The sequence below is a fragment of the Streptomyces sp. NPDC031274 genome (genome assembly GCF_055570235.1).
Genome location: NZ_JBVIHP010000003.1, coordinates 143,071 through 165,129, shown reverse-complemented (window position 1 = coordinate 165,129; position 22,059 = coordinate 143,071). Strand labels below are relative to the sequence as shown.

Sequence of the window (22,059 nt, the reverse complement as noted above, 5' to 3'; positions counted from 1 at the left end):
CAGCAAGGCGCCTGCGGGGCTTGCCAGTTGGGCCTTTCGGCGCGCGATGATGGAGACGAGGCCTCACCAGGGGGGATCGACATGCGGCTACTGGCGCACCGACCGGATGCGCGGCGCTCGTGTGCCGTTCTGCTGTACGAGGGCGACGTCGGCTGGCCGGACGCCTATCGCCACCGGCCCGGTCACGAGGACGACCCGTACGAGCGGGAGCGCCGTGAGCGCGAGTGGTACGAGCGGGAGTGGTACAACCAGATGGGCGGCCACCGGCGCTCGTCGTCCAGACCTCCCCACCCCGCGTCCTCTCCCCTTCCTCCCCCGGCCACACTGGCCGTCCGGGACTCCCTGACCCGCTGGCCCGACAGCCTCTTCCGCACCGAGCCCGGCCGCGTCGTCGCGCTCGACCTCACCTTCCCGGACAGCTCGTACAGGCTCCACGAAGCCGTCCGCGACACGAGCGATCTGCTGCTCGTCCACTACACGGGCGTCCTGGACGTCAGCGACCCCCATGACCGGCCCCCGGGCCGGGGCGGCCTGTCGTTCGCCTCACTGTTCGATTTGATCGACGTGGTCCGGGACCGGGCCCGGCACATCGTCGTGGTCCTGGAACCGGACCGACCGGACCAGGCCCGGCAGATGGCGGAATTCCCCCGTCGGTACGAGCAGCTGATGCGGCACTTCCAGGGCCGTCTCACTCTGATCGTCACCAACCCGGACCGTTGGTCCCCCCGCCCGTTCCTGACCGACGCGCTCGCCGCCGGAGCCCCCCTCTCCGCGCGCACGCTCGCCGCCCACCCGCGGGCACGCGTCCTGATGCGGGCGAACGGCCGCGACGTACAGCTGTCGGGGCCCGGACGGCGCGGCGGCCGGGAACCGCTCCTTGGCCACCGCGCCCGTGACGCACTCTCCGTCACCCGCTCCTCACTCACCAAGGCCCGTGAGTCCACCGCCTCCGCGCTGTCCGCCGCCGCGCTGCCCACCCTCCTCCTTCTTGCCTTCGCGGTGATCGCGGGCGGCCTCTACGCCTTGCTCAGGGCGTTGCCGCCGATGCGGGGGACGTGGGGGGCGGCCGCACTGCTCGGCCTGTGGGCGGTGCTCGTCGTCATCGGGATCGTCGGCGCCCGGCTGCGGAGGCCGCCCGCCCGCGCCCGCCCGCCCGGCGCCGCGTCCACGCCGTCTCCCGTGCCCCGGAGCCGCGCCTTCATGGACGGCGTATGGGCGGCGTGGGGGTTCTCCGGACCGCTGACGGACACGGCCGCTCGCCCCCGACAGCCGGTCCCGGACCCGCCGCGCCCCACCCGTGAGGAGGCCCAGGCCACGGTCGAACGTTCCCTGAACGCCTTGTACGCCAGGCTGCCGGTGCCCCAGCTACGAGCCCCGGACCCGCCCGCACCGCCCCCGCCCCCGCCCTCGTCCTCTCCCTCGTCCCCCTCGCCCGACAACAACGGGACCACTCCATGACCGCCCCCGTCCCACCCCGCTCACCGGAGCCGGAGAACCCACCGGAGCCGGAGAAGTCCCCGGAGCCCGCAGCGCAACCCGCACCCGGCGAGTACCGCGAGCTGCCGTCCGGCGAGCAGATGCGCATCTGGAACGATCTTGTGTCGGACTCGGCCGAGCGCATGCTGTCGCTCGTCGAGCAGGAGTTCCAGATGAAGAACAAGCTCGTCGACCAGCGGATACGGGACGCCGAGCACAACCGCCGTCTCGACCTGGTCAACGTGTGGTTCCGGGCGGCGGGCCTGGTGACCGGCGTGGTCCTCGGCGCGGGCGGGATCGTGGGCTACCTCTGGATCGCCAAGTACTGCGTCGACCACGGAGCGGCGGGCGCGGGCGCCGGGCTGCTCGGCGGTGGTGTCGCGGCGCTGGCAGCCGTGATCACGGCCGTACAGCGGCGTAACGGCTCATGACAACGGCTCATGGCGCAGCGGATCAAGACGCAACGGGTCATGACGCAGCGGATCATGACACAACGGCTCATGACGTGTGGCCGGAGCGGTGCGGACGCCGACGCTCCGGCCACACGTAAAAGCCCGGATCTCTCAGGCAGAAATGCCGTCGATCCGGGCCATCGCGTCGTCCGCGCCGAACGGCTGCAAGTACGGCAGCCAGCGCGGATCCCTATGCCCGGTCCCGATGATGCGCCACGCGAGGCCCGAGGGCGGCGCGGGCTTGTGACGCAGGCGCCACCCCAGCTCCAGGAGGTGACGGTCCGCCTTGGTGTGGTTGCAGCGGCGGCAGGACGCCACCACGTTCTCCCAGGCGTGCGGGCCGCCACGGCTCTTTGGAATGACGTGGTCGACGCTGGTTGCGACGCCACCGCAGTACATGCACCGACCGCCGTCGCGGGCGAAGAGCGCCCGCCTGGTCAGAGGAACGGGCCCCCGGTAGGGGACCCGGACGAACCGCTTGAGGCGGACCACGCTGGGTGCGGGGACAGTGCGCGTTGCGCTGTGCATGAAGGCGCCGGATTCCTCGAGGCAGAGAGCCTTGTTCTCCAGGACGAGGACGAGCGCGCGGCGGAGCGGTACGACGCCAAGAGGCTCGTACGACGCATTGAGGACCAGGACGTGCGGCACGGATGCCTCCTATTACGCCGGCGGCGCGTGGCTCGCGCCGGGACGATCTGTAGCCAGTCTCCCCTCATGCCTGGTCCAAGCGCCACCATGTGCCGGTAACGGGCTCGGAGTGTTTTCGACCACAGATGCACAACACCCTTATCTTCCCCAGGCCAACACCGTCTCTCCCTCGAACATCACAACGATCCACACACAATGCCCCGTTAGTGTGGTGTCTCTGCCCGGTGCATCTCCTGGGCAGGCCGCTATGCCTGGAGGTACCTGCCGTGTTCCTGTCCGTCCTGTCAGCAGCCGGAACGGACCCGGACGACAAGACGACGCCGAAGCCCCCGACCTTGGAAGACGCCCAGGAGCACGCGACGAACGCCGCGAGCTGGGTCGAGCAGAACTGGTCGGCGTGGCTCGGCATCGGGCTCCGCATCCTGCTGATCATCGCCGTCGCCGTCGTCCTTCGTGTGGTCATCCGGCGCTCGATCACCAAGCTCATAGAGCGCATGAACCGCACGGCGCAGTCCGTGAACGGCACGGCGCTCGGCGGCCTCCTGGTCAACGTGGAGCGCCGCCGTCAGCGCTCGCAGGCCATCGGCTCGGTGCTGCGTTCGGTGGCGTCGTTCCTGATCCTGGGCACGGCCGCGCTGATGATCCTCGGCACATTCCAGATCAACCTCGCCCCGCTGCTCGCGTCGGCGGGTGTCGCGGGTGTGGCGATCGGTTTCGGCGCCCGCAACCTCGTCACGGACTTCCTCTCCGGCGTCTTCATGATCCTTGAGGACCAGTACGGCGTCGGTGACTCGATCGACGCGGGCGTGGCCTCCGGCGAGGTGATCGAGGTCGGCCTCCGCGTCACGAAGCTGCGCGGCGACAACGGCGAGATCTGGTACGTCCGCAACGGCGAGGTCAAGCGCATCGGCAACCTCAGCCAGGGCTGGTCGACGGCGGGTGTCGACGTCACCGTCCGCCCGGACGAGGACCTGGAGAAGGTGCAGGCGACGCTGATCGAGGTCGGCGAGTCCATGGCGAAGGACGAGCCGTGGAACGAGCGCCTCTGGGGCCCGGTCGAGGTACTCGGCCTGGACAGCGTGCTGCTGGACTCGATGGTCGTGCGGGTCTCCGCGAAGACGATGCCGGGCAACGCCCTGGGCGTGGAGCGGGAACTGCGCTGGCGCATCAAGCGGGCCTTCGACGCGGAGGGCATCCGCATCGTGGGCGGCCTCCCCCTCCAGGCGACGGAGGAGGCGCCCGACCCGTCAGCAGGCGTGGCGGCCCCCTCGGCATACGCGTCCGCGACCTCCCCCCAGTCCGTGGCGGCATCCCCGCTGGCCCCGCCCCCGAACCTGGCGAAGTAGGCATCGGGCGCCGTCGGCATCGGGCGCAGTCGGCCATCGCAGGAAAGTCCCACCGCGCGGCGTCGGCGTCGGCGTGTCGCCGGGACTTTTCTGCGATGGCCGATGTGCTGTCCGGGCGGGCGGCGGGTCAGGGGGAGTGGAAGGCGACCTCCGGGTTGGTGTTCGACGGGCCGTCGAGGACGGATCGGTGCCGGGCCTTGAGGTGCTGGTCGAAGAAGGCTGTGACGTATTCGGTGGTGATCTCGCCCGAGCGTTTTCCGGACAGCGGGGCCGAGGGGTCGGTCATCCCCAGCTGATCACCGAGTACCGGCATGTCGGTGAAGGTGAGGTGTCCGGAGTCGGCGACCGTGAGCCAGCGCTTCCAGCCGTGCAGGCGCCTCCACTCGCGTGGCCAGGTGACGTCGTCGGTGCGGGGGCTGTGGCCGTTCCGGGTGCCGAGCATGAGGACGGGGCGGCCGGTGCCCGCAGCCGGGACCGGCGCGAAGAAAGTGCCGTCCAGGTTGGCCGCCGCACGGATTCGGTGGTCGGTGCCGGCTGCTGTGGTCGCCGCGTTTCCGCCGAGCGAGTGGCCTGCGGCGCCGATTCGCCGGGGGTCGATCAGGGCCCGGTAGTCGGGGTGGCGTCCGTCATCGGTACGGGTGCGGGACCGGTTGTCGTCGGTGCGCGATCGGCCGTCGTCGGTGCGGGAGCGGCCGTCATCGGTGCGGGAGCGGCCGGTCAGCGCGTCGATGACGTAGGAGATGTCCGCCGCCCGGTTCCTGGCCGCCTCGGCCAGTGCCTTCTTCTCTCCCGCGTCGCCGTGCGGCGCGTTCTCGACCTTCTCGCAGGCGACGCAGGTGAGCGTTCGGGAAGACTCCCCCTTGCCGGGGAATTCCGTTCCGAAGGACTCGTACGCGTGGTCGACGAGCGCTACGAGATAGCCCTGCGACGCCAGTTCCTCCGCGAGGCCGGTCAGCGTGGCGCGGTGCAGGGTGAAGCCCGGGGAGAGGACCACGAGCGGATGTCTGCCCTTGGCCGGGCGGGCGGCGGGCCTGGCGTTCGTCCGTACGGAAGCGACCTGCTCGGCGTCGAACCGCTCGTCCAGCTTCTGCCCTTTCAGCAGCAGTGCGGACTCCTTGACCGACAGATACGGCGCCCTGGCACCGCCACCGCCACCGCGCTGAGCCGGATAGAAGACGGACACCATCAGCTCGCGGGCCCCTGCCGATGGCACCCACAGGTCGCGGCGGCTCGCGTCCACGAGGTGGAGGGTGTCCCGTCCGACGCTGTGGGGTCCTGACGGGCGCGGTAGGGACGGTCCGGCTTCGCGTTCGGCCGCGGAAGCGGGGCGGTGCGAGAACGAGTCGTCGGCGCGGGCCGCGGCTGTCGGAGCGAGGAAGGTGAGGGCCACCAGGGCTGCTGCGGTCCTGCGCCGGGTGCGGTTGCCCATGCGGTTGCCCATTCGATTGCCTATGCGACTGCCCATGCGGTTGCTGCTGCGGTTGCTGGTCATGGCGGTGAGCGTAGGAATCGCGGGTGGGCGTCCGGCACCGGCGAAAGTGCGGCGCGCCCCATGACTTTCGTCCATGGCATGAGCCGGAAGCACCCCGTGCAACGCCCCGCCCCCGCAGGTAACGACTTGGTTGCCGCGGGGGCGTGCGCTATTGACGCCTCATTCACGCCAGCCGTACGGTCCTCACGAATTGGAAAGTTTCCTAACAGTTAGTGGGCGAGCGCCGATCGGTGCCCGGCCGCTAACCTTCGGGCAGCCGATAGGCAGGTGTCGTCATGGCAGCAGCAAGCAGCACCCCGGGGACCCCGGGCACGCCCAGCGTCCTGCGCGCCATGAACGACCGGGCGGTGCTCGACCTGCTCGTCGTGCACGGGCCGCTCACCCGCACCCGCATCGGTGAGCTGACCGGCCTCTCCAAGCCCACCACCTCGCAGCTGCTCGGGCGCCTTGAAGCCGCCGGCCTCGTGCACACCACCGGCAGCCTCAGCGGACGGCCCGGACCCAACGCACTGCTGTACGAGATCGACCCGGGCGCCGCACATGTCGCCGCCCTGTCCGCCGACCCCACCGGGATCACCGCGCTCGTCGCCGACATCACCGGCACCGTGATCGGGCAGGCGCGCGTCGAGGCGGAGGCCGTGGCCGAGGATGTGCGCCACCGCACGGCACAACTGGTCACGGAGGCCGTCGACGAGGCGCTGCGCCAGGCGGGCCTCGGCCACGACGACCTGCGGGCCGCGGTGATCGGCACGCCCGGCGCCATCGACCCGCACACCGGAGAGCTGCGGTACGCCCCGCACCTGCCGGGCTGGCACTCGCGGACGCTGCGCGACGATCTCGCCGCCGTCCTCGGCACGCCCGTCGACATCGAGAACGACGTGAATCTGGCCGCCGTCGCCGAGCAGTACGAGGGCGCCGCCCAGGACAACGACAACTACGTCCTTACCTGGCTCGACGACGGCGTCGGTGCCGCCATCGTGCTCGGCGGCACCCTGCTGCGCGGCGCGACCGGCGGCGCGGGCGAGATCGGCTACATGCCGCTGCCCGGCGCTCCCCTGGCGCACGGCGGTCCCGAGGCGACCCGCGGCCCCGACGGGGGCGGCGGCTTCCAGAGCCTCGTCTCCGCGCCGGTCGTCAAGCAACTCGCGGGCGGCGCGGCCACGTTGGCCGACGCCTTCGCCGACGACACCGTGCTCGGCGAGGTCGCACGCCGCCTCGCCACCGGTATCGCCGCCGTCGTCGCCGTCGTCGACCCCGAACTCGTCGTGCTCTCCGGCTCCGTGGCCCAGGCGGGCGGCGACAAGCTGCGCGTCAGGGTCGAGGAGGAGCTGACCGGGCTCGCACTGCCACGCCCCCAGATCCGCATCAGCGAACTCGACGGCGACCCGATCCTCACCGGCGCCCTGCGCTCCGCCCTCACCCTGGCCCGCGACCAGGTCTTCGACACGGCCTGAACCGCCGCCCCACCCTCTTCTCCGCACCGCACCTCCCCTCCCCCGTAAAGGAAGTCCGCCATGCCGCGATGGCGCATGCCCACCTGCGCGTCCGCGGCGCTCGCCGCAGCCGGTCTCTTGCTCTCCGGCTGCGCCAACCCGAGCGTCGGCAGCGCGAACGACGACCCGACCAAGCCGGTCACCCTGAAGTTCTGGCACGGCTGGTCGACGCCCGGCGAGGTCAAGGCCGTCAACGACAGCATCGACCGCTTCGAGAAGCTGCACCCGAACATCAAGGTGCGGGCCACCGGGAACGTCTCCGACGAGACCGTCAACCAGGCCCTGCGGGCGGGCGGCGACAAGGCACCTGACGTCGTCTCGTCCTTCACCACCAACAACGTGGGCCAGTACTGCGACTCCGGGATGTGGGCGGACCTCGATCCGTTCATGGAGAAGACCGGCCTCGACAAGCGCAAGACCTTCCCCAAGACGCTGCTCGACTACACGAACTACCGGGGAAGCCAGTGCGCCCTGCCGCTGCTCGCTGACGCCTTCGGGATGTACTACAACAAGGACGCCTACAAGAAGGCGGGCATCGAGCGGCCGCCGCGCACGATGTCCGAGTTCGAAGAGGTCTCCAAGAAGCTGACCATTCGCAGCGGCAAGGGCTCGTACAAGCAGGTCGGGTACATGCCCAACTTCCGCTTCTACCAGAACAGTCCGGACCGGCTCTTCGCACAGTGGGGCCCTGAGTACTTCGACGCCGACGGCGACTCGCGGCTCGCCGACGAGCCCGCGGCGTACAAGTTCTTCAAGACCGCACAGCAACTGGCCAAGGCGCAGGGTGGTTTCGGCGACCTGGAGAAGTTCCGGATGTCGTTCGGCGACGAGATGTCCAACCAGAACGCCTTCCTGACCGGCAAGGTGGCCATGCACCTGGACGGTGAGTGGCGCGGCCTGATGCTGGACGAGGCGAAGGCGAAGTTCGACTGGGGCGTGGCACCGCTGCCCGTCCCGGACGACCAGGCCGACACGTACGGGCGGGGCTTCATCACCGGCACCGTCGCGGGGATCGCGCACAGCAGCAAGCACCAGAACGCCGCGTGGGAGCTGGTGCGGTTCCTGACCGCCGACACCAAGCAGGTCGTGGACTTCGCGAACGCCATCCACAACGTGCCCTCCACGTTCGCGGCGCTCAAGTCACCCGACCTGGACGCCGATCCGACCTTCCGGACCTTCTTCGACATCCTGGAGAACAAGCACAGCAAGGCCCTGCCGCCCTCCGTCAACGGCGGCGCCTACGTCGTCTCGCTGATGGACTTCGCGTACGGCGTCGAGTCCGGGCGCGTCCCCGATCTGCGCAAGGGCCTGACGAAGCTCGACGAGCAGATCGACGCCGACACCCTCCAGTCGAAGAGCTGAGGACCCCGCCATGGCACTTTCCCTCTCCAACCCCGCGCGCCGCAGACTGCGTACGCTCGGCTTCCTCTCCCCCTGGCTGGTCGGCTTCAGCGTCTTCTTCGCGTATCCGCTGCTCGCCACCGTCTACTTCTCGTTCATGCACTACAACCAGATCAAGGAGCCCACCTTCGTGGGCCTGCGGAACTGGAAGTACGTGTTCGAGCAGATGCCCCTGTTCGGCCCGGCCCTGTGGAACACCCTGTGGCTGGTCGTGATCATGGTGGCCGTGCGCGTCGTCTTCGGGCTCTCGCTCGGGCTGCTCATCACGAAGATCAAGACGGGCGCCGGGTTCTTCCGCACCGCCTTCTACCTCCCCTACCTCGCCCCGCCGGTGGCCGCCACCGTCGCCTTCGTCTTCCTGCTCAACCCGGGCACGGGACCGGTGAACGAGATCCTCGACGCGGTCGGGACCTCGGGCCCCAACTGGTTCAACGACCCGGACACCGCCAAGCCCTCGCTCGTGCTGCTCTCCCTGTGGGGCATCGGCGACCTGATGGTCATCTTCATGGCCTCGCTGCTCGACGTACCGAAGGAGCAGTACGAGGCCGCGGACCTGGACGGCGCCGGGGCGTTCGCCAAGTTCCGCTACGTGACCTGGCCCGCGATCACGCCGATCGTGATGTTCGCGGTGGTCACCGGCGTCGTACAGACCATGCAGTACTACACACAGGCCCTGGTCGCGGGGAAGGTCGCGTCCGGCGTCAACATCGGCCCCGGCTCGGTGATCCAGCCCGGCTACCCGGACCACTCGACCCTCACGGTCCCCCAGCTCGTCTACCAAATGGGCTTCCAGAACTTCAACACCGGTGCCGCGTGCGTGCTCTCGCTCGTGCTCTTCGCCATCGCCATGGCCGTCACGCTGCTCCTGATGCGCAAGCGCTCCGGGCTGCTCGCGGCGGAGGACTGAGGACTCTCGATGACTTCCACGACTCTCAGCGCGCCCGCGTCGGCGCCCGAACGCACCGCCCCCTCCAGAGGCCCCGCCGCCGCCCGCGCCCGCCGCAAGCGGATCCTGCACTGGATCGCCGTGCACAGCGTGGCGATAGGCGTGGCGCTGCTCTTCGTCCTGCCGTTCGTCTTCGTCTTCCTGACGTCGGTGATGAGCGACTCACAGGCGATGAGCGGCGACCTGTGGCCCGACTCCTGGCACTGGTCGAACTACAAGGAAGTCTTCGAGACTCCGGGCTTCCTGGACTGGTGGCGCAACTCGCTGATGTACGCCGGTCTCGGCACCCTCTTCACCGTCTGCTCGGCGATCCCCGTGGCGTACGCGCTCGCCAAGTTCCGCTTCCGCGGCCGGCGCACGGCGATGCTGCTCGTCATCTCGACGATGATGCTGCCGCCGCAGGTCATCGTGATCCCGATGTATCTGGTCTGGGCCCAGCAGTTCCATCTGTCGGGCACGCTGTGGCCGCTGATCATCCCGATGGCGTTCGGTGACGCGTACTCGATCTTCCTGCTCCGCCAGTTCCTCCTCACCATCCCCAAGGAGTACATCGAGTCGGCGAAGGTCGACGGCTGCGGTGAGTTCCGCACCATGGTCAAGATCGTCGTGCCGATGGCCAAGCCCGGCATCACCGCCATCGCGCTCTTCCAGTTCTTCTACTGCTGGAACGACTACTTCGGGCCACAGATCTACGCCGCCCAGAACCCCGGTGCCTGGACACTGAGTTACGGCCTGGAATCGTTCAAGAGCGCGCACTCCGTGAACTGGAACATGACCATGGCCGCGACCCTGCTCGTCATGGCCCCCGTCATCATCATCTTCTTCTTCGCACAGAAGGCCTTCGTAGAAGGCGTCACCCTCACCGGAGTAAAGGGCTGAGAACCGATATGAAGCTCGCAGTGGTCGGCGGAGGGTCGACCTACACACCCGAACTGATCGACGGATTCGCGCGGTTGAGGGACACCCTGCCGATCGAGGAACTCGTCCTCGTGGACCCGGCAGCCGACCGTCTCGACCTGGTGGGCGGCCTCGCGCGGCGCATCTTCGCCAAGCAGGGGCACCCCGGCCGCATCGTCACCACGTCCGACGTGGACGCGGGCGTCGCGGACGCCGACGCGGTCCTGCTCCAGCTGCGCGTCGGCGGGCAGGCGGCCCGCAACCAGGACGAGACGTGGCCCCTGGAGTGCGGCTGCGTCGGCCAGGAGACCACAGGCGCGGGCGGCCTTGCCAAGGCCCTGCGCACCGTGCCCGTCGTCCTCGACATCGCCGAGCGCGTACGGCGCACCAACCCGAACGCCTGGATCATCGACTTCACCAACCCCGTGGGCATCGTCACCCGCGCGCTGCTCCAGGCGGGCCACAAGGCCGTCGGCCTGTGCAACGTGGCGATCGGCTTCCAGCGCAAGTTCGCGAAGCTGCTCGACGTCGCACCGGGCGATGTGCACCTCGATCACGTGGGGCTCAACCACCTGACATGGGAGACGGGCGTACGTCTCGGAGGGCCTGACGGCGACGACATCCTGCCCAAGCTGCTCGCCGAGCACGGGGACGCGGTCGCCGCGGATCTGCGCATGCCGCGCGAGATCGTCGACCGGCTCGGCGTCGTGCCCTCGTACTACCTGCGCTACTTCTACCAGCACGACGCCGTGGTGGAGGAGTTGCGGACCAAGCCGTCGCGGGCCGCCGAGGTGGCCGAGATGGAGCGCGAGCTCCTGAAGATGTACGGCGACCCGACGCTCGACGAGAAGCCGGCCCTGCTCGGCAAGCGCGGCGGCGCCTTCTACTCGGAGGCGGCCGTGGATCTCGCGGCCTCGCTGCTCGGCGACGGCGGCAGCCCCTTCCAGGTGGTGAACACCGTCAACAACGGCACGCTGCCGTTCCTGCCGGACGACGCGGTCATCGAGGTGCAGGCCTCGGTGGACGGCTCGGGCGCCACGCCCCTGGCGGTACCGAAGCTGGATCCGCTGTACGCCGGGCTCATCTCGAACGTCACCGCGTACGAGGACCTGGCCCTGCAGGCCGCGGTGCACGGGGGACGCGAGCGCGTCTTCAAGGCGCTGCTCGCCCACCCGCTCGTCGGCCAGTACGCGTACGCCGAGCAGCTCACCGAGAGCCTCATCGCGCACAACCGGGAGCACCTGGCGTGGGCGTAGGCACGAGTGTGCTCGCGATCGACGCGGGCAACAGCAAGACCGACGTCGCGGTGGTCGCGGCCGACGGCGAGGTCGTCGGCGCGGCACGCGGCGGCGGGTTCCAGCCGCCGCAGGTCGGCGTCGAGGCCGCGGTGGACATCCTTCAGGAGGCGGTGACGCGGGCCCTGGCCGAGGCGGGCGTGGCCTCCGTCGGGCATGTGTCCGCCTGTCTGGCCAACGCGGATCTCCCGGTGGAGGAGCGGGAGTTGGCCGACGCGCTGCGCCGCCGCGCGTGGGGCCGGTCGGTCGACGTACGCAACGACACCTTCGCCATCCTGCGGGCCGGTCTCCTGGAGGACACCGAGCCGCGGGGCGTCGCCGTGGTGTGCGGCGCCGGCATCAACTGCGTGGGCATGCTGCCCGACGGGCGCACCGCCCGCTTCCCCGCCATCGGCCGGATCTCCGGCGACTGGGGCGGGGGCGGCGCTCTCGCCGAGGAGGCCCTGTGGTTCGCGGCGCGGGCCGAGGACGGCCGCGGCGAGGCGACCGCGCTGCGCGAGGCGCTGCCCGCGCACTTCGGCCTGCCCTCCATGTACGCGCTGATCGAGGCCCTGCATCTGGGGGGCATCGCTCCGGTACGGCGGCACGAGCTGACACCGGTGCTCTTCGCCACGGCGGCGGCGGGCGACGCGGTGGCGCGTGCGCTGGTGGACCGGATGGCCGACGAGGTCGTCGCCATGTCGACCGTGGCCCTCGACCGGCTCGGCCTGCTCGGCGAGGAGGCCCCGGTGCTGCTCGGCGGCAGCGTCCTGGCCGCCCGCCACCCGCAACTGGACGACCGCGTCCGTACGTTGCTCGCCGAACGGGCGCCCAAGGCGGTGCCCCGGGTGGTCGTCGCCCGTCCCGTGCTCGGCGCCGCGCTGCTCGGCCTGGACCAGATCGGGGCGCCCACCGAGGTGCACGCGCGCGTGCGGGGGCACTACGAGAGTGGCGTGGGAGCCTGAAGCGGCTCAGTTCATGGGCCCGGCAGGGAACCGAACCGTACTGAATCGCGTATTCAAGGGCAGGGGTGGTGTGCGATCTTCGCGTGACCCGGGCAGAGGGGTCGCCTGATCCGGACAGGGGGATCCGTACACGGTGATGCGGACACGATGATCAGTACAAGATCGAGTCAATGCCTGTGCGGATGTCAGTCCCTGCGGCGATACTTGCGGCCGTGCACTTCTTCCCGCACCGCGCACTTGGGGCGGAAGTGAACGTCCGATGACCAAGGGGGAGGTCGAGGTCGAGGTGACATACCCGCCTAACGGCAGTGCCGCGCCGCCGGGACAGGCAGCGCCGACGATGCCCACCGTCCCGCCTCAGGCGGGAGGGGGCTCCGCCGCGCCCGCGGAGACCGTGCAGAGCGCGCCGCCCCGCCGCCCTGCCTGGATGGAAGGCCGCGACCGGCTGCGCGCGGCGGCGACGACCGAACCGGGCAGGCTGCGGATCATCGGCGCCGTGCTCGCGCTGCTCGTCGTGGCGTTCGGCGCGGTCACCACCTGGCAGATGACCGACCGCTCGGACGCCGCGAACAGCGTCCTGAACCGCAGCCAGCCGCTGAGCGACGACGCGGCGGCCATCTACCGCTCCCTCGCGGACGCCAACACGGCCGCTTCCAGCGGCTTCTTGGCGGGCGGTCAGGAGCCCGCCGCCGTGCGCGACCGGTACAACCGCGACATCGACCGCGCCTCCGAGAAGCTGGCCAACGCCGCGTCGAACGCGGGCGCGGGTTCGACGGCCGCCGCCTCGGTGAGCAAGCTCAACAAGCTCCTCCCGGAGTACACCGGCCTGATCGAGCGGGCCCGCGCGAACAACCGCCAGGGCCTCCCCCTCGGCGGCGCCTATCTGCGGTACGCCAACGACAAGATGCAGACCAAGATGCTCCCGGCGGCCGAGGAGCTCTACACCGCGCAGAAGCAGCGGCTGAAGTCGGACTACGCCGACGCGAAGCCGTATCCGTGGTTCGCCATCGCCCTCGGTGTGCTCGCGCTCGGCGCCCTGTTCTGGGCCCAGCGCCGCAACTACCACCGCACGAACCGGGTGTTGAACCACGGCCTGGTCGCCGCGACCGCCGCGTCCACGATCGTCCTGCTCTGGCTGGTCGCCGGGCACACCTTCGCGCGCTCGGGGCTCAATGACTCGTACGACCACGGCGTGCAGTCCCTGAACGTCCTGAACGACGCCCGCATCAGCTCGCTCAAGGCCCGCAGCAACGAGAACCTCACGCTGGTCAGCCGGGGCGCGGAGACCGTCGAGGTCGGTGCGGACAAGGAGATCAAGGACAAGTTCGACGTCGACTACCAGGCGCAGATGAAGCAGCTCGGCAGCGCCGACAGCGGGCTGCTCGGCCAGGCCGCGGCCATCGCCGACGACGCGTCGGGCAAGAACCCCGTCGAGGCCGCCGCGAAGAACGTGTCGGTCTGGAAGGACCGCCACAAGACCGCGCGGGACAGCGACGACGCGGGTGACTACAAGGGCGCGCTCGCCAAGGTCGTCGGCGACAAGAAGGACAAGCCCACCGGCGAGTGTTTCGACAATGTCGACGAGGCACTCGAGGTCGCGCTGAAGCACGAGCAGGGCGAGTTCCAGCAGGCGGCCAAGGACGGCAAGGGAGCGATGACCGGACTCCCGGAGGGCGCCGCCGTGCTCGCGGTGCTCGCCGCCGCGGGCGCCCTGCTCGGCATCGGGCGCAGGCTGTCGGAGTACAGGTGAGAGGGGGCGAGCGGACGATGCGTACGCGAGGACTGGCGAGGCTGCGCGGCTGGGGCGGAGCTGCCGCCATGGCGGTGGCCTGCGCGCTCACGGGCTCCCTCGTCCTGGTGCTGCCGGAGGCGGGCGGCGCGGCCAAGTCGGGTGGGGACGCCGGTGCGAGCCGTGCGTCCCAGCGTTCCGCCGGGGCCGCTGCCGCGCGCGCCGAGGAGTGCGAGGCCCCCGAGACGAGCCTGTCGCCCTCCGGCAAGGACGGCCCGACGATCGAGGCCATCCGCAACCGCAAGGTCAAGAAGCTCATCGTCGGCGTCGACCAGAACAGCTACCGCTGGGGGTATCGCGACCCGAACAAGAAGACGGCGACGCTCGAAGGCTTCGACATCGACCTCGCGCACAAGATCGCCGAGGACATCCTCGGCGACCGCGACGCCGTGCTCTTCCGCGCCATCCCCACCAACCAGCGCGTCAAGGCCATACAGAGCGGCCAGGTCGACATGGTCGTACGGACGATGACGATCACCTGCGAACGCGAGGAGGACGTCTCCTTCTCCACCGCCTACTTCAAGACCGGCCAGCAGGTCCTCGCGCCCAAGTCCTCGGACATCACCGGGTTCAACGACACACTGGACGGCAAGAAGGTCTGCTCGGCAAAGGGTTCCACGGCACTGACGGAGCTGGAGGAGCTCAAGAAGAAGGGCCTCGGCGCCGACATCGGTACTACGGTCCCCAACCAACTCGACTGCCTGGTGAGGCTCCAGCTCGGTGAGGTGGACGCCGTCGTGACCGACAGCGCGCTCGCCGCGAGCCAGGCCGCGCAGGACCCTACGGTCGAGCTCAAGGGCGACGCGCCGCTCAACACCGAGTACTACGGCGTGGCGATGAAGAAGCCGGAGAACGGCGACGACGACCTGGTGCGGCGGGTCAACCAAGTCCTGGAGGACTATCGCAAGAGCGGCTGGCAGAAGTCGTACGACCACTGGCTGAAGTCGGCCCTCGGTGAATCGGCCGGACCTCCCGCGCCGAAGTACAGCGACTGAGCCGGACGTGAACAGCAACGCAGAGCGGAGAGGTGATCGATGAGCGTCGCGGGACCCCCCGGTCCTGTGATGGACCGGGACGAGGTGGACCGTGCGCTGGCGCGGCTCGACGCCGAGCACGAGGCGATCGAGACCTCGCTCCTCGCCCTTCAGGATCACGCGGGCCGCCGACTCCTCGAAGGCGCCGGTCTCACCGGCACCACACAGGAGCGCTGGCAGTCCACCGAACAGCAGATCACCCTCCTGTGGGCGTACTTCGACGCGTACGCCGCCGCCCTGCGCACCGCGCACGACGTGCGGCTCCGCAGACGATGGCCCAACAGGGACGACCTGGTGGAGCTGACCGAGCTGCTGCGCGGTGAGAGCATCACCGTCGCCGGCGGCGCCGCCCCCGCGCCGTCGGCCTCGATCACCGGTCCCGCCAAGCTCACCGAACGCTTCACCCTCATCGAGCTCGTCGCACGGATGAACGACCTGTACGCGCACTCGCTCGACATGGTCGTCGCCGCCGACGCGGTCTGGTCCGCGCTGCCCGCCCGGATAGACCTCCTGGCCGCCGAGCTGCACCGCACCCGCCAGCTCGCGCACTCCGTGGGCGTACGCCCGGGCGAGCATCCGGCGGGCGACGACCTGGAGCGGATCACGGCGGAGCTGACGCGCCTGCGCGAGCAGGTGGTGTCCGACCCGCTGGCCTTCTGGCAGCCCACGAAGGGCAGTTCGGCCCCCGGCGGCGGACGCCCGCACACCGAGCGGTACGACCGCGAGGCCCGCGCCCTTGAGGACGTACGCCGTGAGATCGACGCCGTGCTCACCGTCCGGCAGGACGCGGAGCTGCGGCTCGGCAGGCTGCGTGACGTGCTCTCGCGCGCGGACCGCACCCTGGCCGAGGCCCGCTCGGCGCGCGGCGAGGTCCTCGCCAAGATCGCCGCGTCCGAAGTGCCCGCCGTCAGCGGCCCGTCGACCGCGCTGCAGGAGCAGCTGGCCATGGCGTCCGACTACCGCAGGCACGCCCAGTGGCACCGCCTCTCCCCGCTCCTGGAGTCACTTGAGCAGAAGGCGGAGGACGAACTCCTACGGGCCCGGGAGTCGTTGAGCGCCGTCACGCAGCCCCTCGCGGTCCGTGCGGAGCTGCGCGGGCGCCTGGACGCGTACAAGGCGAAGGTCGCGCGGCTCGGTCACGCGGAGGACCCCTTCCTCGTCGAGCGGTACGACGCGGCGCGCCGGATGCTCTGGAGCGCGCCCTGCGATCTGCGCGTCGCCGAACAGGCCGTGCTCCGCTACCAGCAGGCGGCGGCCGAAGTCCTAGCACCGAGGGTGCCGCAACAGGGCGCACCCACCGACCGGAGGGGGGAAGCATGAGTGAGCAGCGGAAGTGCCAGCGACCCGGATGCACAGGGTCGTACGAGGACGTGGGCGGCGGCGAGCTGTACTGCGACACCTGCGGCCTGGCCCCGGTCGTCTCACCGACGGGCATGGTGTCCTCTCCCCCGACCGGCATCACCGGCGGCGCAAAGGGCTCGGGCAGCAGCAGCTCCCGGTCCAGCTCCCGCGCCTCGTCCCGCTCGGCGCGCTCGCAGTCCTCGCGCAGGTCGGTGTCGGGGCGCCTCTCGCGCTCGCTGTCCGGCGCCTCGACGTCCCGGTCGGTCTCGGTGCGCAGCTCCGGCGCGGCGGCCAGTTCGTCGGCCCGCAGCAGGCTGGGCGTGGGCCTGGTCCTCGTGCCCGAGGTGCCGCGCCCCGACCCTCGCCAGGCGGTGCAGGAGAACCCCGAGGTTCCCGAGCGGAAGCGATTCTGCTCGCGCTCCGACTGCGGTGCTCCGGTGGGCCGCGCCCGCGGTGAGCGCCCCGGCCGCACCGAGGGGTTCTGCACCAAGTGCGGCCACCCGTACTCGTTCGTGCCGAAGCTGGCCACCGGCGACATCGTGCACGGTCAGTACGAGGTCGTGGGCTGTCTGGCGCACGGCGGGCTCGGCTGGGTCTATCTCGCCGTCGACCGAGCGGTCTCCGACCGCTGGGTGGTCCTCAAGGGCCTGCTCGACACGGGCGACCAGGACGCGATGGCCGCCGCGATCTCCGAGCGCCGCTTCCTCGCCGAGATCGAGCACAGCAACATCGTGCGCATCTACAACTTCGTCGAGCACCTCGACCAGCGCACGGGCTCCATGGACGGCTACATCGTCATGGAGTACGTCGGCGGCAAGTCCCTCAAGGAGATCGCCAACGAACGCCGTACGCCGCAGGGCAAGCGCGACCCGCTGCCGGTCGAACAGGCCTGCGCGTTCGGCATCGAGGCGCTCGAAGCCCTCGGACACCTGCACAGCCGCAATCTCCTGTACTGCGACTTCAAGGTCGACAACGCGATCCAGACCGAGGACCAGCTCAAGCTGATCGACATGGGCGCGGTCCGCCGCATGGACGACGACGAGTCGGCGATCTACGGCACGGTCGGCTACCAAGGCCCCGAAGTGGCCGAGCTCGGCCCGTCGGTGGCCTCCGACCTCTATACGGTCGCGCGCACCCTGGCCGTGCTCACCTTCGACTTCCAGGGGTACACGAACGTCTTCGTGGACTCCCTGCCGGACCCCGACAACATCGAGGTCTTCCGTAAGTACGAGTCGTTCTACCGCCTCCTCGTGCGCGCCACCGACCCTGACCCCGCCCGCAGGTTCGCCTCCGCGCAGGAGATGGCGGAGCAGCTCACGGGGGTGCTGAGGGAGGTCGTGGCCCTCCAGACGGGTCGGCCGCGCCCCGCGCTCTCCACGCTGTTCGGGCCCGAGGTGAAGGTCACGGACACGGAGCTGTTCGCGGAGCTGACCGGGGACGTCTCGCACTTCGGGGTACGCGTGCTGCCGACGGGCCGCAGGAAGGGCCGCCCTGAACTGGCGGCGGGCAACGGCCATGGCCCGGGTAACGGCCAGATCCAGGGCAACGGCACCCCGGCGATCGCGCCGCCCGTGCCTCCGGCCGCCCCGACCGCCCGGATCGTCCGCTCTCTCGACGCCCCCGCGACGGCCCTCGCCCTGCCGGTGCCGCGCGTCGACCCGAACGACCCGAACGCCGGGTTCCTCGCCGGGCTCATGACGTCCGCGCCCGCCGAGCTGATCACCGCGCTCGGGGCCGCGACCACCGACTCCGTGGAACTCCAGCTGCGCGGGCTCCGGGCCCGCCTGGCGATGGGAGAACTCAAGCCCGCGGCGCAGGCCTTGGCCGACTTGGAGGTACGGCATCCGGACGACTGGCGGGTGGTCTGGTACCGCGGCATCGCCTCGCTGGCGATCGGCGACCACGAGAACGCGGCGCTGTCCTTCGACGCCGTGTACGACGCGTTCCCCGGCGAGCCCGCGCCCAAGCTGGCCCTCGGGGTCTGCGCCGAGGTCCTGGAGCAGCTGGACAACGCGGCCGAGTACTACCGCCTCGTGTGGGCCACCGACCCGAGCTATGTCAGCGCCGCGTTCGGCCTGGCCCGCGTACAGCTCGCGTCGGACGACCGGCGCGGCGCCGTGCGCACCCTGGAGTCGGTGCCCGAGTCCTCCATCCACTACACCGCGGCCCGCGTCGCGGCGGTGCGGGCGAGGCTGCGGCACCGTATGACGTTGGACACCGCGCCGTCGCCCGGCGCGCCCTTCCTCGACGTCCTGGACGACCTGACGGCCGCGGCGGGCCAGGTGGAGGCCCTCGCGGGCTTCGGCCTCGACGCGGTGCGCCGCGAGCGACTCTCCACCGAGGTCCTTGGCACCGCGTTGGACTGGGTACTCTCCGGTAGGCACTCTGGTCACGCGTCCGCTCCGCCGACAGCACCCGCTGCACCGGCAAGCGGTTCGCGGACCGTGCTGCTCGGCAACGATCTGGACGAGCGCGGCCTCCGCTACGGCCTTGAGCGCTCTTACCGAACGCTTGCCCGGCTCGCACAGGGTGGCGAGGAAAGGATCGAACTGGTGGAGCGGGCCAACCGTTTCCGCCCTCGGACGTGGGTGTGAAGATGTCGCAGATTCACCAGCAGACTGCCGGGGCAGCAGGTTCCACGTGCCCCGGCTGCCAGGAGCCGCTGGAATCGGGTGACCTGTTCTGCGGCGCGTGCGGGTTCGACCTGTCGGCGCGGCCGGCCGGGTCGGACGACCGCCCCACCGTCGCGATGAACGGCTCGTCGCCCGCGCCGCGGGCCGACGCGTCGTCGCAGTGGCCCATCGCCCCGGACGTGGACAGCTCCGACATGCCGGTGCCCGCGCACCTGCCCACCGACCTGCCGGTCACGGAGTCGTCGGGCGGCGAGTTCTCCCCGAACGCGGGGGAGGCGCTGGGCGCACGGGACGTACGGACGGACGCTCCCTTCGAGCGGCCCGCCGAGCAGTCCGTCACGCAGTCCGCCGCGCAGTCCGCCGGGCAGCCCTCCGAGCCGGACGAGTACCCCCTGCCCGCCCCCGGCGCCGCACCGGAGGCCGCGCCCGCCACGCCCGCCGAGCCCGCCGATCCCCGGACGGTCCTCTCCGAGCCCACGCCGCCCGCGGGCACCAAGCTCTGCGTGGCGTGCCGTTCGGGCCGCGTCGACCCCGACGGCTACTGCGAGAACTGCGGGCACGCCCAGCCCCGCGAGCGCGACCACATGGAGCAGGAGCTCGACGCGGTCGCCGCGGTCAGCGACCGGGGCCTGCGCCACCACCGCAACGAGGACGCGTTCGCGATCTCGTCGGCCGCGCTGCCGGACGGTTCCCCCGCCGTCGTCGCGATCGTCTGCGACGGTGTCTCGTCCGCGACCCGCCCCGACGAGGCATCGCTCGCCGCGTCCCGCGCGGCCAACGAGTCGCTCCTGGACGCCCTGCCGCGCGGTACGCACCCGCAGCAGGCCATGCACGACGCGATCCTCTCGGCGGCCGACGCCGTCAACGCCCTCGCCGCGGAGCCCACTCAGGCCAGGGAGCACTCCCCTCACCAGAACGCCCCCGCGTGCACCCTGGTCGGCTCGATCATCGCCGGTGGCCTCCTGGTCGTCGGCTGGGTCGGCGACAGCCGCGCCTACTGGGTCCCCGACGACCGCAGCGGCCCGACCGTCCGGCTCACCGAGGACGACTCGTGGGCCGCGCAGATGGTGGCCGCGGGCCTGATGAACGAGGCGGAGGCGTACGCCGACGAGCGCGCGCACGCCATCACGGGCTGGCTCGGCGCCGACGCGTACGAACTGGAGCCGCACACCGCTTCCTTCAAGCCGGACCGTGCGGGTGTAGTGGTGGTATGCACGGACGGGCTCTGGAACTACGCGGAAGCGGTGGAGGAGATGGCGCGGGCCGTGCCGGTCGATTCCGCCGTGCGCCCGCTGCACAGCGCACAGGTTCTGGTCGGCCACGCACTGGACGGCGGGGGCCACGACAACGTAACAGTGGCGATTCTGCCGTTCCGTGTGGTGCCGCAAGGGGCAGGATCCGCCTAGCGGAGGTCCCCGCGACGGGTGCCGACCACACGTTCGAAACGGGTGCCGACCGCGCGTACTTGTCACCCACCGGCTTGGGGAAGCCGGTGGGAACATTTAGGGGGAGCAGAATTCCATGGCCAATTTCTCGAAGTCGAACGTGCCGCAGTTCTCGGTCGACGTGTACCAGAACGAGTACATGGCGGAGGGCGCCCGCGAGGTCAACGCCATCGCCACGGTCACCTCGACCGGCGGCGGCACAGTGGGAGCCGCGGCGAGCGCTCCGCACCTCTACTCGGCGGGGCAGACCCCGGACGCGGCCGTGGCGATCATGGTCGACTGTTCGGGATCGATGGACTACCCGCCGACGAAGATGCGCGGCGCCCGTGACGCCACGTCCGCCGCGATCGACGCCGTACGTGACGGAGTCCACTTCGCGGTGATCGGCGGCACCCATGTCGCCAAAGAGGTCTACCCGGGCAACGGCCGCCTGGCGGTCGCGGACGCGCAGACCCGGGGACAGGCCAAGCAGGCCCTGCGCAAGCTCAGCGCGGGCGGCGGCACGGCGATCGGCACCTGGCTGCGCCTTGCCGACCGGCTGCTCTCCTCGGCCGATGTCTCGATCCGGCACGGAATCGTCCTGACGGACGGCCGCAACGAACACGAGTCGCCCGAGGACCTCCAGGCCTCCCTCGACGCCTGCGCGGGCCGCTTCACCTGCGACGCCCGCGGTGTCGGCACCGACTGGGAGGTCAAGGAGGTCACCGGCATCGCCTCCGCGCTCCTCGGCACCGCCGACATCGTCGCCGACCCCGCGGGCCTCTCCGCCGACTTCACGCGGATGATGGAGACAGCGATGGGCAAGGAGGTCGCCGACGTCAGCCTGCGGGTGTGGACACCGATGGGCGCGGAGATCAAGTTCGTCAAGCAAGTGGCGCCCACGGTCGAGGAATTGACGGGGCGTCGCACGGAGGCAGGACCGCGCGCGGGCGACTATCCCACCGGGTCCTGGGGTGACGAATCCCGCGATTACCACATCTGTGTCGAGGTGCCGAACGCCGAGCTCGGCCAGGAGATGCTCGCGGCCCGCGTCTCACTGATCGTGCCGCAGCCGGACGGCAGCGCCCAGACGCTCTCGCAGGGCCTGGTGCGGGCCGTGTGGACGGATGACATGTCCGCTTCCACGTCGATCAATCCGCAGGTGGCGCACTACACCGGCCAGGCGGAACTGGCACAAGTGATCCAACAGGGCCTCGATGCGCGCAAGTCGGGAGATATGGACGGAGCGACGGCCAAACTGGGCCGTGCCGTTCAGCTCGCGAGCGCCTCGGGCAACGAGGACACCGCGAAGCTGCTTTCGAAGGTGGTCGACGTGGTCGATGCCGTGGCAGGTACTGTTCGATTGAAGGCGAGGGTCGCCGAGGCCGACGAGATGACTCTCGAGACGCGGTCCACGAAGACTGTTCGCGTGAAGAAGTAGCACGTCC

Annotated in this window: 17 protein-coding genes; 15 read left to right on the top strand and 2 right to left on the bottom strand. The window is 70.6% G+C overall.

Features of this window, described 5'->3' with window-relative positions:
• Positions 1 to 81 precede the first annotated feature (81 nt).
• Together ACZ5CR_RS06310 and ACZ5CR_RS06305 are read left to right on the top strand one after the other, a co-directional pair.
• A complete protein-coding gene (locus tag ACZ5CR_RS06310) occupies positions 82 to 1,458 on the top strand; it encodes a hypothetical protein (protein ID WP_468854129.1) in 1,377 nt (458 codons plus the stop codon).
• Entirely contained in the window at positions 1,455 to 1,907 is a 453-nt protein-coding gene (locus ACZ5CR_RS06305) for a hypothetical protein (RefSeq protein ID WP_468854127.1), read from the top strand. The genes ACZ5CR_RS06310 and ACZ5CR_RS06305 overlap by 4 nt, the downstream gene beginning before the upstream one ends.
• Positions 1,908 to 2,039: 132 nt before the next feature.
• On the opposite strand, the gene ACZ5CR_RS06300 is transcribed toward ACZ5CR_RS06305, so the two are convergent.
• Entirely contained in the window at positions 2,040 to 2,576 is a 537-nt protein-coding gene (locus ACZ5CR_RS06300) for an HNH endonuclease (RefSeq protein ID WP_389907065.1), read from the bottom strand.
• Positions 2,577 to 2,842: 266 nt separating this feature from the next.
• On the opposite strand from ACZ5CR_RS06300, the gene ACZ5CR_RS06295 reads away from it, so the two are divergent.
• Positions 2,843 to 3,922 (top strand): mechanosensitive ion channel family protein, encoded by a 1,080-nt coding sequence (locus tag ACZ5CR_RS06295; RefSeq protein ID WP_468854125.1) that lies wholly within the window; start codon positions 2,843 to 2,845, stop codon positions 3,920 to 3,922.
• Between the two features lie 127 nt (positions 3,923 to 4,049).
• Here the strand turns inward: ACZ5CR_RS06295 and ACZ5CR_RS06290 are convergent, their stop codons facing one another.
• Complete coding sequence (locus ACZ5CR_RS06290; protein ID WP_468854124.1) at positions 4,050 to 5,414, bottom strand: alpha/beta hydrolase family protein; 1,365 nt, start codon at positions 5,412 to 5,414, stop codon at positions 4,050 to 4,052.
• Between the two features lie 275 nt (positions 5,415 to 5,689).
• Between ACZ5CR_RS06290 and ACZ5CR_RS06285 the strand changes: the two genes are divergently transcribed.
• From ACZ5CR_RS06285 to ACZ5CR_RS06230, 12 genes are all read left to right on the top strand, one after another.
• Positions 5,690 to 6,868, top strand: a complete 1,179-nt coding sequence (locus ACZ5CR_RS06285; protein ID WP_468854123.1) for an ROK family transcriptional regulator — start codon at positions 5,690 to 5,692, stop codon at positions 6,866 to 6,868.
• Between the two features lie 60 nt (positions 6,869 to 6,928).
• Complete coding sequence (locus ACZ5CR_RS06280) at positions 6,929 to 8,269, top strand: ABC transporter substrate-binding protein (RefSeq protein WP_468854122.1); 1,341 nt, start codon at positions 6,929 to 6,931, stop codon at positions 8,267 to 8,269.
• 10 nt (positions 8,270 to 8,279) lie between these two features.
• Positions 8,280 to 9,215 (top strand): carbohydrate ABC transporter permease, encoded by a 936-nt coding sequence (locus tag ACZ5CR_RS06275; RefSeq protein ID WP_468854120.1) that lies wholly within the window; start codon positions 8,280 to 8,282, stop codon positions 9,213 to 9,215.
• 9 nt (positions 9,216 to 9,224) lie between these two features.
• A complete protein-coding gene (locus ACZ5CR_RS06270; RefSeq protein WP_468854117.1) occupies positions 9,225 to 10,133 on the top strand; it encodes a carbohydrate ABC transporter permease in 909 nt (302 codons plus the stop codon).
• Positions 10,134 to 10,141: 8 nt separating this feature from the next.
• Positions 10,142 to 11,407: a 6-phospho-beta-glucosidase gene (locus ACZ5CR_RS06265; RefSeq protein ID WP_468854116.1), complete on the top strand. Its 1,266-nt coding sequence runs from the start codon at positions 10,142 to 10,144 to the stop codon at positions 11,405 to 11,407.
• Positions 11,398 to 12,390: an N-acetylglucosamine kinase gene (locus tag ACZ5CR_RS06260; RefSeq protein WP_468854115.1), complete on the top strand. Its 993-nt coding sequence runs from the start codon at positions 11,398 to 11,400 to the stop codon at positions 12,388 to 12,390. The genes ACZ5CR_RS06265 and ACZ5CR_RS06260 overlap by 10 nt, the downstream gene beginning before the upstream one ends.
• Positions 12,391 to 12,676: 286 nt before the next feature.
• Positions 12,677 to 14,140: a hypothetical protein gene (locus ACZ5CR_RS06255; RefSeq protein WP_468854783.1), complete on the top strand. Its 1,464-nt coding sequence runs from the start codon at positions 12,677 to 12,679 to the stop codon at positions 14,138 to 14,140.
• 17 nt (positions 14,141 to 14,157) lie between these two features.
• Positions 14,158 to 15,174 carry a glutamate ABC transporter substrate-binding protein gene (locus tag ACZ5CR_RS06250; RefSeq protein WP_468854113.1) on the top strand — a complete coding sequence of 339 codons (1,017 nt, stop codon included), beginning with the start codon at positions 14,158 to 14,160 and terminating at the stop codon, positions 15,172 to 15,174.
• A 39-nt stretch (positions 15,175 to 15,213) separates the two neighbouring features.
• Complete coding sequence (locus tag ACZ5CR_RS06245) at positions 15,214 to 16,533, top strand: coiled-coil domain-containing protein (RefSeq protein WP_468854112.1); 1,320 nt, start codon at positions 15,214 to 15,216, stop codon at positions 16,531 to 16,533.
• The gene (locus ACZ5CR_RS06240; protein WP_468854110.1) at positions 16,530 to 19,148 is read left to right on the top strand and encodes a serine/threonine-protein kinase; all 2,619 of its coding nucleotides are present in this window, start codon (positions 16,530 to 16,532) and stop codon (positions 19,146 to 19,148) included. Before ACZ5CR_RS06245 ends, ACZ5CR_RS06240 begins: the two co-directional genes overlap by 4 nt.
• A 2-nt stretch (positions 19,149 to 19,150) precedes the next feature.
• The gene (locus ACZ5CR_RS06235) at positions 19,151 to 20,593 is read left to right on the top strand and encodes a PP2C family protein-serine/threonine phosphatase (protein ID WP_468854107.1); all 1,443 of its coding nucleotides are present in this window, start codon (positions 19,151 to 19,153) and stop codon (positions 20,591 to 20,593) included.
• Between the two features lie 115 nt (positions 20,594 to 20,708).
• Positions 20,709 to 22,052: a VWA domain-containing protein gene (locus ACZ5CR_RS06230; protein WP_468854104.1), complete on the top strand. Its 1,344-nt coding sequence runs from the start codon at positions 20,709 to 20,711 to the stop codon at positions 22,050 to 22,052.
• Positions 22,053 to 22,059: the final 7 nt, after the last annotated feature.